This is a genomic window from Peribacillus asahii, from assembly GCF_003570725.1.
Taxonomy (GTDB): domain Bacteria; phylum Bacillota; class Bacilli; order Bacillales; family DSM-1321; genus Peribacillus; species Peribacillus asahii.
On sequence record NZ_QWVS01000008.1, the window covers coordinates 13232 to 27996 of the forward strand.

13 protein-coding genes are annotated in these 14765 nt (G+C 37.3%); 3 read left to right on the top strand and 10 right to left on the bottom strand.

Features of this window, described 5'->3' with window-relative positions; all coding sequences use genetic code 11:
* The first annotated feature begins 44 nt into the window (after positions 1 to 44).
* The 3 genes from D1953_RS04425 to D1953_RS04435 all read left to right on the top strand — a co-directional run bounded on the left by D1953_RS04425 (position 45) and on the right by D1953_RS04435 (position 4226).
* Entirely contained in the window at positions 45 to 1109 is a 1065-nt protein-coding gene (locus D1953_RS04425; protein WP_182480500.1) for a DUF2157 domain-containing protein, read from the top strand.
* Positions 1099 to 1641, top strand: coding sequence for a GDYXXLXY domain-containing protein (locus D1953_RS04430; RefSeq protein ID WP_119115956.1), 543 nt, complete (start codon positions 1099 to 1101; stop codon positions 1639 to 1641). The genes D1953_RS04425 and D1953_RS04430 overlap by 11 nt, the downstream gene beginning before the upstream one ends.
* Before the next feature lie 323 nt (positions 1642 to 1964).
* On the top strand, positions 1965 to 4226 hold the full coding sequence (locus D1953_RS04435) for an SH3 domain-containing protein (RefSeq protein WP_119115957.1): 2262 nt from the start codon (positions 1965 to 1967) through the stop codon (positions 4224 to 4226).
* 87 nt (positions 4227 to 4313) lie between these two features.
* Here D1953_RS04435 and D1953_RS04440 read toward each other — a convergent pair whose 3' ends face one another.
* The 10 genes from D1953_RS04440 to D1953_RS04485 form a co-directional block, all read right to left on the bottom strand.
* Positions 4314 to 5789, bottom strand: coding sequence for an aldehyde dehydrogenase (locus D1953_RS04440; protein WP_119115958.1), 1476 nt, complete (start codon positions 5787 to 5789; stop codon positions 4314 to 4316).
* 5 nt (positions 5790 to 5794) lie between these two features.
* Positions 5795 to 6004 (bottom strand): 4-oxalocrotonate tautomerase, encoded by a 210-nt coding sequence (locus D1953_RS04445; RefSeq protein WP_119115959.1) that lies wholly within the window; start codon positions 6002 to 6004, stop codon positions 5795 to 5797.
* Between the two features lie 15 nt (positions 6005 to 6019).
* A complete protein-coding gene (locus tag D1953_RS04450; RefSeq protein ID WP_119115960.1) occupies positions 6020 to 6814 on the bottom strand; it encodes a 2-keto-4-pentenoate hydratase in 795 nt (264 codons plus the stop codon).
* A 20-nt stretch (positions 6815 to 6834) separates the two neighbouring features.
* On the bottom strand, positions 6835 to 7851 hold the full coding sequence (dmpG, locus tag D1953_RS04455) for a 4-hydroxy-2-oxovalerate aldolase (protein ID WP_119115961.1): 1017 nt from the start codon (positions 7849 to 7851) through the stop codon (positions 6835 to 6837).
* Between the two features lie 25 nt (positions 7852 to 7876).
* Positions 7877 to 8749 carry an acetaldehyde dehydrogenase (acetylating) gene (locus D1953_RS04460; protein WP_119115962.1) on the bottom strand — a complete coding sequence of 291 codons (873 nt, stop codon included), beginning with the start codon at positions 8747 to 8749 and terminating at the stop codon, positions 7877 to 7879.
* A gap of 2 nt (positions 8750 to 8751) precedes the next feature.
* Entirely contained in the window at positions 8752 to 9537 is a 786-nt protein-coding gene (locus D1953_RS04465; protein ID WP_119115963.1) for a 2-keto-4-pentenoate hydratase, read from the bottom strand.
* Positions 9538 to 9562: 25 nt separating this feature from the next.
* Positions 9563 to 10045 carry a flavin reductase family protein gene (locus D1953_RS04470; RefSeq protein ID WP_119115964.1) on the bottom strand — a complete coding sequence of 161 codons (483 nt, stop codon included), beginning with the start codon at positions 10043 to 10045 and terminating at the stop codon, positions 9563 to 9565.
* Positions 10046 to 10107: 62 nt separating this feature from the next.
* Positions 10108 to 11070 carry a catechol 2,3-dioxygenase gene (locus D1953_RS04475; RefSeq protein WP_119115965.1) on the bottom strand — a complete coding sequence of 321 codons (963 nt, stop codon included), beginning with the start codon at positions 11068 to 11070 and terminating at the stop codon, positions 10108 to 10110.
* Between the two features lie 66 nt (positions 11071 to 11136).
* Positions 11137 to 12693 carry a 4-hydroxyphenylacetate 3-hydroxylase N-terminal domain-containing protein gene (locus D1953_RS04480; protein WP_119115966.1) on the bottom strand — a complete coding sequence of 519 codons (1557 nt, stop codon included), beginning with the start codon at positions 12691 to 12693 and terminating at the stop codon, positions 11137 to 11139.
* Between the two features lie 249 nt (positions 12694 to 12942).
* Entirely contained in the window at positions 12943 to 14703 is a 1761-nt protein-coding gene (locus tag D1953_RS04485) for a XylR N-terminal domain-containing protein (RefSeq protein WP_142920432.1), read from the bottom strand.
* Positions 14704 to 14765 lie beyond the last annotated feature (62 nt).

Consider the following 14765-nt stretch of genomic DNA (forward strand, 5'->3'; position numbering starts at 1 on the left):
CAAATGAACCGATATACTAATTAAAGATGAAAGGAGTGAATGATGTGATTAAAAAAGCCGTAAAAAAGAAGGACTACGAATTTCTATCACATGAAATGCACTACCTTGAAACAACAGGAGTGATTTCATCTGAAGAAAAAGAGAAAATCTTAAACACTTATGAAATAAAAACGGGATCCAATTTTATTCAGACTGTATTAACAATTGGGGCTTTACTTCTAGGAATCGGAGTTTTAAGTTTCGTTGCAAGCAATTGGATGTACTTTCATAAAGGAATTAAGTTTTTCTTAATTATTTTTGGTATCATTGGGTTTCAACAAGCTGGGCTTCGTCTTGAAGCAACCTATCCCAAAACAGCTCGAAGCCTCCATTATATTGGACTATTAATTTTTGGAGCGGGCATTTTCCTTGTAGAACAAATGTTTAATCTTAGCATTAATTTTAATACCTCCTTTCTCCTATGGGCACTGGGAACGATACTTATTGGTTATTATTCAAAAGATGTAATCATTTTACTTTTTACAACACTTTTACTATTCATTTATATAAATGGCAGTATGTTTTTAGACGAAACAGCTTATCCATTTGCCGTTCTGATTTTTTTACCAGTTCTTTACTGGATGTTAAAAGAGTTTCGTTTCCCAAAACGTTTCACCTTCTCTTTAAATGCACTAGCGATTAATACAATCATCTTATTGTTATTCGAATTCGTGCCGAAAATAATCAGTGCTTATGAGGAACAAATTGTTCTTTCGATTTTATTCGTACTCGGATTAGCGCTAGCCTATCTGCCTGTTCCGGAACAAGTACAAAAGATTACCCACTTACAAGGTCATCTGCTACACGGCATAACAGCTCTGTTTCTTACGTATCATTATTCGATTATCTTTGCGATTGCCTATCTTATTTTCCTGTTATATCTTGTGAATAAAGGAAGCCTAATTAGTATCGCAATTATTTGTGCACTAATCTTACGCTATTATATAGATTTCTCCTTTGATTTCTTACCAAAATCGCTTGTTTTTATCATCGCAGGCATCATTTTAATCGGTTTTGGCTTCTTCTTTGAGCATCAGCGAAAGAAAGGAGAGACGAATCATGAAGAATAATCTTTTTATGCGAATACTAGTCTTTTCGATTCCCGTTTTACTCTTAATTGGATTAGCAATTCCACCTACATGGACCTCTTTAACAGGAGAAGAAATTCGATTAAAAACCGAGCCCATCGATCCGACCGATTTATTTCGCGGCAGTTATGTTACTTTGTATTATGAAATTGAACAAGTGACGCCAGAACAATTATCTGACTCTGTTGTCAAAGAAATTAAGCGTAAATCAGAAGGCGATATACTTCCTGTATTTGTTCAATTAGAAAAAGGAAGCGACAATATTTACATCGTCAAAAAGGTGACAAACAAGAAACCATCAAGCGGCGTTTATCTAAAAGGCACTTTAAATATTCCATATGAAATGCAAGCCACGCCTCCGGAATCATTTCATATTCAATACAATCTAGATAATTACTACGCTCCCAAAAAAGATGCAGAAGAGATCGAATCTGTGACCTCCACTAAACCAGCAGTAGCGATTGTCAAAGTTAAAAATGGCCGTGCTATTTTAATGGATATTATTGTTCCGTAACAAAACCATTATAAAAAGAGGGTGAATCAAATGTAGATACTTTTGATCCATCCTCTTTGTCTTGTCCTATTCATTCACCTCTCCTCATTATTAAAAAAAGAGCAAAATATCCCATAAAACTAGTAACATAAGCCAAAGTTTGGTAATTTAATAGAAGGAACGATTTAATCAAAACCCTAACTGCTCTTTGTCTTCTATATTGTTACAGAATAGGTCTTACTATCTATATAACTTTCAATAATAAGTCCGAAGTATTGTATATACGCTATATTTTTTAATAATTATGACGGAAGCAAGATTACTATGAAAGCAAGGTGAAAAGAATGAAAAAACTAGGAAAAGCACTCGTTTTATCAACAAGTATTTTGGTAGGTGTACCGACCGTATCTATGATGCCACTAGGAATCACTGCAGTTGAAGCGAGTTCTACTCAAAAAATTAGTAAAACCTCCTATCAAACAACAGCTAACTTAAATTTACGAGCTAGCGCCAGCACAAAAACGAAACTCATCCTTACGATTCCAAAAGGAAAAATAGTCACGTCTACTCAAAAGAAAGGGACATGGTCTAAAGTATCTTATACATACAAATCGAAAGGAAAAAATATAACGAAGACAGGCTGGGTCAGCAATAAGTATTTAAAAGAGTATTATCAATATTCAACGATCAAAACAGCCTACTTTTTCACTCAAAAACAAACAAGCCTATACTCCACACCTGACACAAAGAAAAAACAAGTGGCAACCGTTTCAAGTAATAACGGCTTTTATTCAAAACAAAAGATCATTAATAGTACGGGGCAAACATGGTATCGTATTGCCTATAAGGGAAAAACCATGTACGTAAATAGCAGTAATGTGAAGAAAAACACCTTCACTTCTTTTTCAGAAAAAAAATATAAGGCAAAAAAAGACACATTTTTGTATAAATTTTACGGAAATGCCCATGAAAAACTAGTCCAAGTCCCTAAGGATGCCATTATTTCTTCTAGTAAGAGAATTGGAGATTGGTATAGTGTAAAATATGCCGGAAAAACAGGATATGTTTACATTGGGGATTTTTCTGAATACGTTGATGAAATCACCTATACGTATACAGACACTAGCGAAACTTTCTACATAACAACAAAAGAAGCTAATCTATATGCCGCTGCTGACTCTACAAAAGAGAAAATAGCTACCATTGCTGCCAATAATAAATTTGCTTCTACGCAGAAGGTAGAGAATAGTCTTGGCGAAACATGGTATCGTATTTCGTATAATAATCAAGATGTATATATCAATAGCCAAGATGTACGTAACGATTCCTCTTCTGACATAGACATAACAGAGGAAATAATCCCAGAAACTACATTTGTGACAACACTAGATGTAAGCTTACATCAAAAGCCTGATGCGGCTTCATCTGTTGTAAATACGATATCGAAAGACACAATCATTGTCGCAACAAAAAAAACATCTAATGGATGGTATCAAGTAAACAACGCAGGAAATATAGGTTATGTTTCTAGCGATATATTAAAACAAGTGAGAACGGGTGATCCAATGAATGGTAGAGAAGGTTATCAATTCATAGATTTACGTACAAAATCACTCGTTACAGCCAATCAAATTGATGACTATATTGAAAAGAATTATAAATCTCATGGACAAGTCAGCGTGTTAACAGGAAAAGGTTCAGTATTCATTGAGGCAGGAAATAAATATGGTGTGAATGCTCTTTACCTAGCTGCCCATGCAATCCATGAAAGTGCTTTTGGTACTTCTCAAATTTCGTTAGGCAAAAATAATCTATTTGGTTTTGGTTCATATGATGCCAGTCCATATATCGCATCGTATCGCTTCCCTTCCATCGATGAGAATATTATGTACATTGCACAACAAATGAAAGCTACGTACTTGAATGAAGTTTCTGGAGGCTTCCGCTATAAAGGGGCTTATCTCGGCTTCAGTACCAAAGATTTGAATAATAAACGGTTAGATGCTAATAGTGAGGGAATGAACTTCTATTATGCAAGTGATCCAAACTGGGGAAAAGGAATCGCAAGGCATATGCAAGCCATTTTGCCATATGATAAATCCTATTACAGCAAAGCAGCAGTTAATAAAGAGATTCAAGAATCACCAGCTACTCCAATTGGCAGCGATATTTTCCCGGACAACATCCAAGCAAAAGCCAATCAAGATTTAGTCCTCTCTAGCAGCAAAGGGGCTAATGATCGTGCATTAACACTAAAGAAAGGCTCTACTTTTACTTTACTTGAAAAAGCGAATGACTATTGGGTAAAAGTTATGGTAGAAGATAAGATTTACTGGACCAATGATGTTAACTTTGTAGAGTATAAAAAGTATATCTCTGTTCAAAACTTAGGTAGAACAACAGCAAATGATCTAAAAGTCAGAAAAGGTCCAAGCACTTCAACTGATATCATTACTGCACTAGATATAAATACGTATGTCCACTTAGTTCTTAATGAAAATGGAACTTTAACGATGGACAGCTCAAAGAAGTGGTATAAAGTTCAATTGGCGGATGGCACAATCGGATGGGTATATTCTTCATATATTGCAAAGGAATTAAATTAATGATGGACAGGCAAAAAATCCGAAGAGAATGTAAATTTCTCCTCGGATTTTTTCATTAAGTTATAGAACGCTGTTGATTTCTAATGGTTATTTCAACGCAATACAAATGTTTTTTGCTTCCGTAAAGAACTCAAGACTGTGATGTCCACCTTCACGACCGATACCGCTCTTTTTGAATCCGCCAAATGGTGCGCGTAAATCGCGGACAAACCAACAATTCACCCAAATCGTACCTGCACGAACATGATGTGAAATACGATGTGCTCTTTGTAGGTTATCTGTCCATACAACGCCATTCAATCCATAATCCGTATTATTCGCGATTTCTAACGCCTCTTCTTCTGTATCAAATGGAATTAACGTGACAATTGGCCCAAAGATTTCTTCCCGACAAATACGGGCATTTGGATTCTCTTGAATGTATATAGTAGGTTCTAAATAATACCCTTCTTCTAAATAATCTGGGAGATCAGGTCGCTTTCCACCGAATACTAAAGTAGCATTCTCTTCTTTCGCAATTTCTAAATAACTTGTTACTTTCTTATAGTGTTCTTCACTTACAACAGGTCCCATCTTTGTTTCAACATCTTGCGGGTCACCGACTTTTAATTCGGAGGCTGCTTGTTTAAACTTCTCAACAAATTCATCTAGAATTGATCGTTGTACGAGAATTCTAGAGCCTGCTAAACATACTTGACCAGAATTCATAAAAGCTGCTTGAATCGATACAGGAATCGCCTTATCTAAATTCGCATCTTCAAACACAATATTAGCTGCTTTTCCTCCTAATTCAAACGCCACTCGCTTCAGGGAATTCGCTCCTGTCTTCATAATCGCCTTTCCTGTAGACGTTTCTCCTGTAAAAGAAATCAAATCAACATCGGGATGATCGGTCATATACTCGCCTGCAGAATCAGGTCCAAATCCTTGAATAACATTGACAACTCCATCTGGAATTCCAGCTTCTTTTGCAATTTCACCAAGTAAAGAAACAGTCAGCGGCGTCGTCTCCGCCGGTTTAATAACAGCTGTATTTCCAGCGGCTAAGCATGGACCAAGCTTCCATGTAGTTAACATGAATGGTAAATTCCATGGAGTAATTAGAGCTGCCACACCTACCGGCTCGTAACGAGTGTAGTTTAAGAACTCTTCGCCCATTGGATATGTTTCTCCACCTTGCTGTTCCATAAAATTAGCAAAAAAGCTTAAGTTTTCAGCTGCCCTTGGAATCTCTCTTTCTAAGGCTACATGATAAGGCTTACCGACGTCCAAAGCTTCCAACCTTGCCAACTCTTCTTTTCTTTCAAGAATAATTTCAGCCATTCTACGAATTTTACTACAACGCTCTGCTACAGACATAGTTCGCCATGGACCTTCTTCAAACGCTTTTCTTGCCGCACGACAAGCTCGATCTACATCTTCATAACTTGCTTCATGCGCAGTTGCAATAATTTCTTGTGTTGCAGGATTTTTCACTTCAAAGATAGAATGACTACTCGACTCTACATATTCACCATTAATAAAAAGTTTCACTTCTTTTATATGTGTTTGAATTTTTGACATCCTACTCACCCCTTTATCGATGAAGTTTCTTTTCTTTTCTTTACAGATTCCCCTGCAATGCCCCAATGAGCCGCAGGCATTTCTTCAATCAGTACCCGCACATTTTCAACCGGTGCTTCTAACACATCTGCTACTAAATCACTCACTTCACGAATTAATCTTTCTTTTTTTTCTGGAGGGCGACCTTCAAGAATCTTAATTTGAATAAATGGCATACTTCAAACTCCCTTCTATTCTGTTAAAAAAGTAGCTTCTAATGATCCTAACCCGTCAAAGCTAACAGAGAAATGATCTCCAGGTGAAATCATGAACGCTTCCGATAGTGCACCACTTAAAACAATTTCTCCAGGCTTAATGGTTTGCCCTTTCTTTACTAACTGATTGGCCATCCAAGCAATAGCTCTAGCTGGATGCCCCATTACAGAAGCACCAGCACTTGTAGCAACTACTTCTCCATTCTTTCTATACACCATTCCCATTAAGCGGAGGTCAACATCCTCGACTTTATACTGTTTGTTTCCTACTAAATAACGGGATGAAGAGGAATTATCTGCGATGACATCTGGAAGGGTAAATTTGAAATTTAAATAACGACTATCGATAATTTCCATGGCCGGAGCTATGTAAGCAGTTGCTTCTAATACGTCTGTGACAGAGACAAACGGTCCTTTAATTTCTTTCTTAAACACAAAGGCTATTTCAGGCTCAATTTTTGGATGAATAAAAGGAGCTAAAGAAATGGGTTCTCCTTCTGCTAATTGCATATTTTCTAAAAGAACCCCATAAGAAGGTTCGTGTACACCCATCATCTGTTGTTTAGCTCGACTCGTTAAACCAAGCTTCCGTCCAGAAATCACCGTTCGTTCTTCTTGACACTTCTTTTCTATTAATTGATCTTGTATTTCATAAGCTAATGTAAGATCTAGTTCTGGAAATTCATCAACGAACTTTGTTACCTCGATCCGATTTCTTTCTGCATTGTATAATGTGTCAATAATATGATCGATGACGTTTGTTTTAATCATATTTAGCACCTCTTTTCTTCTTAAATGACGGAATGTTTTCGATTAGCCAGCTCTCGTGCCACATCATAAATCAAATCTTCTTGACCCCCGACAGCTCTCATCCTTCCAAGTTCTACCAAAATATCCCGTTCATCTACACCGAATTTTTTAGCTGCATCTTCTGTAAATAATAAGAAACTTGAATACACACCCGAGTATCCCATAATAAGACTAGAACCTGTAATCTCTTGTGGACGAGGCATGAATTTTGCTACAACATGATTAGCCACATCCATAATAGGATATAAATCAACACCCGTTTTATAGTTCAAACGATCAAACACTGCTACCATCACTTCCGTTTGTGTGTTGCCACTTCCAGCTCCTAGACATCGCAAACTTCCGTCTATATAAGTAGCTCCAGCTTCAACAGCCGCCATTGTATTTGCCATGGCTAAGGAAAGATTATTATGTCCATGAAAACCGATATCTACTGAAATGCTTTGTTTAAGTGCTTGAATTCTCTCTTTGACCTCATGTGGAAGTAAAGCGCCAGCTGAATCGGTAACATAGATCATTTCCGCTCCATAGCTTTCAAATAATTTAGCCTGCTCTACTAATTTCTCAACAGGAGCCATGTGCGCCATCATCAAAAAACCTACTGTTTTTAATCCTAAATGTCTCCCTAATTGAATATGTTGCTTAGCTACATCAGCTTCGGTCACATGGGTTGCCACGCGAACCATTTTTGCTCCAGCCTTCACAGCGTTTTCAAGATCTTCTTGAATCCCAATTCCCGGTAAAAGAAGAACCGAAATCTTGGCCCGCTTTGCTTCTTCCGCTGCTGCTTCAATCAGCTTTAATTCATTCACGTTTGAAAGACCATATTGTAAAGAAGATCCTCCAAGACCATCTCCATGCGATACTTCAAAATATTCCACACCAGCTTGATCTAACCCTTTTGCTACTTGTCGTACTTGTTCTTCTGTGAAAGCATGTTTCATCGAATGACTGCCATCTCGCAATGTTACATCCAAAATATGAAGATCGCGTTTCATCTCACCACATCTCCTATAACTATAATTAGACAAATGTCGATTGTTTTTTCGCTATTTCATTCGCAACCTTTGCAGCAGCTGCGGTCATAATATCTAAGTTCCCTGAATATGGCGGAAAGAAATCCCCAGCTCCCTCCACTTCAATAAAGACAGACACTTTTCGACCATCGAATACAGGATTGCCACGCATTCGATATCCTGGAACGTACTCTTGAACTAACTGTACGACTTTATTAATAGAAGCTATAATTCCAGCTTCCTTTCCTTCTTCTACTAAAGCATGAATCGTATCGCGCATAATAATTGGAGGATCAGCTGGATTTAAAATAATAATCGCTTTTCCTTTTTGGGCACCACCGATTTTTTCAATTGCTCGAGATGTCGTTCTCGTAAATTCATCAATATTCGCTCTCGTCCCGGGTCCTGCACTTTTACTCGAAACTGTGGCTACAATCTCTGCATATTCTACTTGAGAGACTTGATTAATCGCATGGATAATCGGAATCGTCGCTTGCCCGCCGCATGTAATCATATTGACATTGGAAGCATCTAAATGTTCTTTTATATTGGCTGTTGGTACGACAAAGGGACCAATCGCTGCTGGAGTCAAGTCAATTACTTTTTTTCCAATCCCATTTAACAATTCACTATGTCCAGCATGAGCTTTAGCGGTTGTTGCATCAAATACAATGTCGGCTAATTCTGTTTTTTCTAATAATCCTTCAATGCCTGTATCAATTGTTTCATACCCACGTTCTTTGGCCCGTTTGAGCCCTTCTGAATTCGGATCAATGCCTACCATCACACTCATTTCTAAGTACTCACTTCGTTCAATTTTATACATTAAATCTGTTCCAATATTTCCAGAACCGATAATAGCCACCTTAGATTTTCTCATGATTACTCTCTCCCTTTTTCAAATGAGGCAGTAACCGACCCAATATGTGCAAACTCTGCTGTAAATGTATCGCCATCTTCAATTGGTACAGCTGCTGATAAAGCACCTGATAATACAATTTCTCCAGCATGCAAGGCAATATCATATTTTCCTAAAGCATTGGCTAACCAGGCTACTGCAATCAGAGGATTTCCCATTACAGCGGCACCTGCAGCTGAATCTAGAAATTGTCCATTTTTATAAACAGCCATTCCGATATGTGTTAAATCCACTTCGTCCAATTTAGTCGGTTTCCCACCAATAATTACTTTTGCGGATGAACCATTATCAGAAACCGTATCTTCAAAGCGAATTTGCCAATCTCTAATTCTGCTATCAATTATTTCAAACGCAGGGACCACATAATCCGTTGCTTCTATTACATCCTGAACCGTAACATCAGGGCCTTTTAAATCCCTTTTTAAAATAAAGGCTATTTCAAATTCCAATTTTGGTTGAAGAAGATCATCTAGTGGCACGGTCTCTCCCTCTACATGCATCATGTTATCTAGTAAATGTCCGTAATCTGGTTCACTTACTTGAAACATATCTTGCATGACTTTACTTGTTAAACCAATTTTCTTGCCAACCACCACTGCACCATTTGCTACTTTCGTACGAATTTGCTGTAATTGAATTCGATAAGCATCGTCTATTGAAAGATCGGAATAAACATCTGTTAACGGTTCAATTGGCTGTTTCTTTTTTTCTGCTTCTAATAGCTGTACTGCTATCTCTTGAATATTCATCCTGTCCTCCTCCTCTTCTAGAACATTAAGGCTGTACTAATTTTTCTTGTTGAAGTAACGAACGATATTGTCCATTAAAGAATAGTAACGGATCATGATCTTCAAGATAAATATTCGTCACCTTTCCTATAAATAAAGTATGATCTCCTTCTACATGTTCATTGACCACTTCACATGTAATTTGAGCAACGGCTCCCTTTATAACTGGTTGCCCTTCCAATCTGTCAAAATCGACTTCTTTCTTTTCTTTTACTTGTCCTGCGAAAATCTGCGATAATTCTTGTTGATTAGCTGCTAAAATATTCACAGCAAAAATTCTACTAGCTTTGATTTTTTCTAACATTTGAGCTTTTTGCCCAATTGAAACAACCACCAATTTTGGATCAAGAGAGACAGACATAAATGCATTAGCTGTCATGCCATGAACTTCCCCTTCCAACTCAGTCGTAATCACAGTGACACCTGTTGCAAATTTCCCCATTGCATTTCTAAACTTACGATCATCCATGTTAAATCCCCCTTTTGTTTCATATAAGGGAAGATGATTTCACCTTCCCTCTCTCGATTTTCTTACTTTGTTTCAGATAGAATTTTATGTGGTGTGCCGTATAAGAAATATTCAGATGGCAGTTGAGATCCGTACCAAACAATACCTTTTTCCAGTTCATTTTCTCTCCATGTGACTGGTTTCCAATCTGGATCTAAAATAAGGTATCCAGAATCACCGAATAATTCAACCCGGTTTCCACCTGGCTCATATACATACATAAAATACGCTTGACTTACACCGTGTTTTCCTGGACCAGCTTCAATGAAAATATCATTTTCAACTAATAAATCTGCTACATCCATTAAATGCTGAGGATAACCATACCAGAATGCAATATGGTGGAAGCGCCCTTTGTGTCCTGTTTGATCTTTCATCAACGCCACCTCATGTACAAGTGGACTCACACTCATCCAAGCGCCCATTTCTAAACCATCATTCATCACAATATTTTCCCGTAGTTTAAACCCTAGCTCATTTGCCATGAATTCCTTATTCTTCGTCACATCACTACACATTAAGTTGATATGATCTAGACGTCTTGCCGGAACGCCTACATTCGGTCGCTTCTGCGGACGACTCTTCAACAATGTTTTTTGATCCGCCGGGGCCTCGTAATATTCGACATCCCAGAGAAGCTCCATATTATGTCCATCAGGCGTCTGAAATTGATACGCTTGACCGTGACCTAAATCTCCTTCAATCCATCCTTTACCATAGCCGCTTTTTTCGAGAGACTGCACTTTACGATATAATGCTTCTTCTGAACCAGCTCGCCAAGCAGAATGCGCCATCCCTGCTTCTTTTCCTTCCGTAATCTTTAACGTATGATGATAAAAGTCTTCATACGCTCTTAGATAGACAGATTGACCTTCTCGTGCTGTTACTTGTAACCCTAAATATTGAGTAAAGAAATTCAACGTTTCTTCCGGTTTAGGTGAAAATAACTCCACGTGAGCTAATTGAGCAACATCAAAATTCGACATAATACTTCCTCCCTTAATCAAGACATTTATAATATTTTTACTAACTAAGGAGATTAATAGCTGATTCTACAAAGTTTTGGACAGCTTTTGACTATAGAAGTGAATATCGTCATTATTGACCCACGTCGGATTCTTCCATCCGTCTAAATCGTAATCGTTCATACATTCTTCTGCGAATGCTTCAAACTCGGCTGCTTTTCCAGAGGCTTGTGCAGCAAATAAAGTTTCCATACGGATTCCCTCATGATTTCCTGCATAGTTTCTCTCATAAAGTTCATGTCTACCTCCGAATTCTGTTCCGATAGAATCCCAAAGTAATTTAATAATTTTGATTTTTTCTAGCGCCTCAATTCCATTAGATCCTCGATAATATTTTTCAAGATACGGTCTTAACTCTTCATTTTGAAAATCACGAGCACTTGACGGCTGAACAATTAAATTTCCACCTACAATTTGCTCAATAATCCCTTTCACGCGCGGCCATGCTTCCGTCATAAATACTCGATATGCTGATCCCCCATCCATATTCGGAAGAACTGTTCCATTTGGACCCGGTACAGGGTTCAATGCCATGGCATCTGTGATTGACCAGAATAAATTTCGCCAAGCAATCACTTCACCTGCATTCACTTGAACACCTCTGAATGTATCCGTACCAGCAGTCTTTAACGCTTTCAGTAATATGCCTGAAATTAAATCCAGTTTCACTGCAAGTCTTGTCGCTCCGTGGAAAGTAAAGCGATTAACAAATCCGCTTTCGGGGAAAAATCGATTCACTTTATCAAAGTCTCCATAAATCAAGACATTTTCCCAAGGAATTAACACTTTATCAAAAACAAGAACCGCATCATTCTCGTCAAATCGGCTACTTAGCGGATAATCGAATGGACTCCCTAGAACAGCAGCTGTCATTTCATATGATTGACGACTGATGAGCTTCACACCTGGAGCATTAATTGGCGCAATAAAAACAACCGCATATTCTTTCTTTTTAATTGGAACACCGTAGTGACCAACAAAATTATAGTGGGCAAGCGCAGAGCCAGTAGCGACCATCTTTGAACCGCTTACAATTAATCCCTCACTCGTTTCTTCTTCCACTCTAATAAATGCATCCCCAGCTTCTTCAACTGGCTTGTTTCGGTCAATTGGTGGATTCACAATAGCGTGATTAAAGAACCAGTTTTTCTCTTGAGCTTCTTTGTACCAACGCATAGCATTATCTGAATATGGTGCATAAAATTCGGCATGCGAACCTAGTGTAGCTAAGAAGGATGCCTTATAATCTGGAGTTCTTCCCATTTGCCCATAGGTTAATCTAGCCCATGCTGCGATGGCATCGCGACTTTCTATTAAATCTTGAGGAGTTTTTGGAGTTTGAAAGAATTTATGAGTATAGGATTCTGATCCGGTATCTGTTTGCTTCGTTAATACATCTTTTGTTTTTTCATCATGAAGGGCATCATATAACCTAGCTATTGAACGAGCAGAATTACGAAAAGCAGGATGTGTCGTAACGTCTGTTACCCTCTCACCGTGTAACCATACCTCACGTCCATCTCGTAAACTCGCTAAATATTCTTCCCCTGTTAACGGCTTTCTTAATTTTTGTTCTACAGTCATTTTATTCCCTCCTCATAATGGATACCCATTTTAATTAAAGCGCTTTCATGTTGCTGAACCTTTAAGCTACTCTATACGTAAATGTTAATAAATTTTCTATTTTTTTATAATTACCAAAACATATGGAAATTTTTATTTTTTTCATTAAAAAAGAAAGAAGGAGAAACACTGCCTCAAAACAAAAAAATCGAGAATCCTCTCGATTTTTTGAAAGCGCAATATTATATTCCTTTCAACGTAGCCATTCAATTAAATGACCTTCATCATATAGTAAACCAAAATAGCGATTTGGCAATGAAAACGCCCATTTCCTGTTTTGAGATCAACTTGGCATAAAGACTCGATTTTTTCCATTCTATAACGTAATCCTGGAATGGATAAATTCAATTGCTGTGCCGTCATATTAATATTTCCATTGTTATCTAAATAGTGTTTTAAAGTTAGAACTAAACTTGATTCATTTTGTCGATCGTATTCTATTAAATGACCTAATGTCTTCTCATAGAAAACGATAAGTTCTTTAGGATTCATACTTCTTAAAAACAACATAATAGGATCAATTTGATCAGAAATAGCTCGTTTACTTTCTTTCGGGTATGCCTCTTTTAAGAAATCACAAATGCGAAAGGCCTCTTGATAACTATCACCTATTTCAACAATTGAATTCGAAATACGTCCAATACCGATATAATATTGAATCTTTTTTATTTCCTTTTTTATTAAACTTTCCATATGAGATAAGGTGTCGTAAATGGTCGTTTTCTCTTCAAGCCCTGTCGGAAGAATCAGTACAAGATAACATTCTTTCATAAACATATCGATTGTCGGATAGGCGGCATTCAACACAAGTCTAATACTCTCGTTCTTTTCTTCCGATTCACTTTTAATCACAATGACTCGATTTCTTTTTTCTATATCAAATTCAAAAAGATGTTGAGCACTTTCTAAAAAGGATTTTGTATCTAATCGACCTTCTAACAATTCTTCAAAGAAATCAACTTTTTTCTTCCATGTTAACTGAACCATCATCCGCTGAGTGTACAATTGAATAGCAAAAACAGATAAAGAACGTTGAATGATCATTTGTTCTTCTTGATTCAATGGTTGATCTCCTATAATGATCAGTTTTCCGAGATTCACTTTGTTGGCGCTGATTATAAAGGTTTCATTTGAAATGGTTTCCTGATATACTCTCCTATCTTCTTCTCTGTAGAAAACAGAAGCAAGAACCTTACCTCGTTCAATAACAACACTTCTTCCTAATACGCGAGATAATACCTCTAAAAGGCTAGATAAACGATCTCCGTCTAATAACAAATTGGTCAACTTTTGATGAATTTCTTCCGAACGTTTAATGGACTGATTTAATGAATGGACTTCACTATACATTTTATCTAACTCAGTGGCTAATAATTCGGTTTGAAAGTAGCGCAAAAGAGCTTGATATTCCGGTACATGTTCTTCAACCGTTTGCGCAACAAAATAACATTTTTCATCACCTTTGCCCATACATTGTTGTTCATATATATAGACTGACTTTCCTAATGTTTTCTCTAAATACCCTTTTACATACCCAATCAGTATCCAGCACACACCTTCATCACAGCACCCAAAATGACGAATATGCTCTTCCGCTTCAAAGGAATGATACCAGTTACCTGAAAGATAAAACTTATCATCCGATAGTTCTAATACATCCGGTTCAACTGTAACAAGACCTTCTAAAGTATGAAGTGATGGACCAGCGAGGATTAACTCTTTTTTAGAATTCCAATCATGCATTTCCTCAATACAACTACCATCATTAAAGCCGGAAGCCCAACCCAAACGTAATAAAAATCCTTTTGCTCGATCCATACTTAATGTTGTAATCAATTCTTTTCGTAAAAGTCCGAGTGCCTCGACAGACAGCAAAGCCATTCTTTTTTCATTCAGTGTAATCGTACCAAGCCTTGGATTGATATCAATAGCATTATCAAATAACAAATGATGAGCCTTTATTTCGTTCAACCCCTCTCCCAACACTTTAGAAAACAGATGAATCGATAACAAATCCAGTACACTCTAGGAAG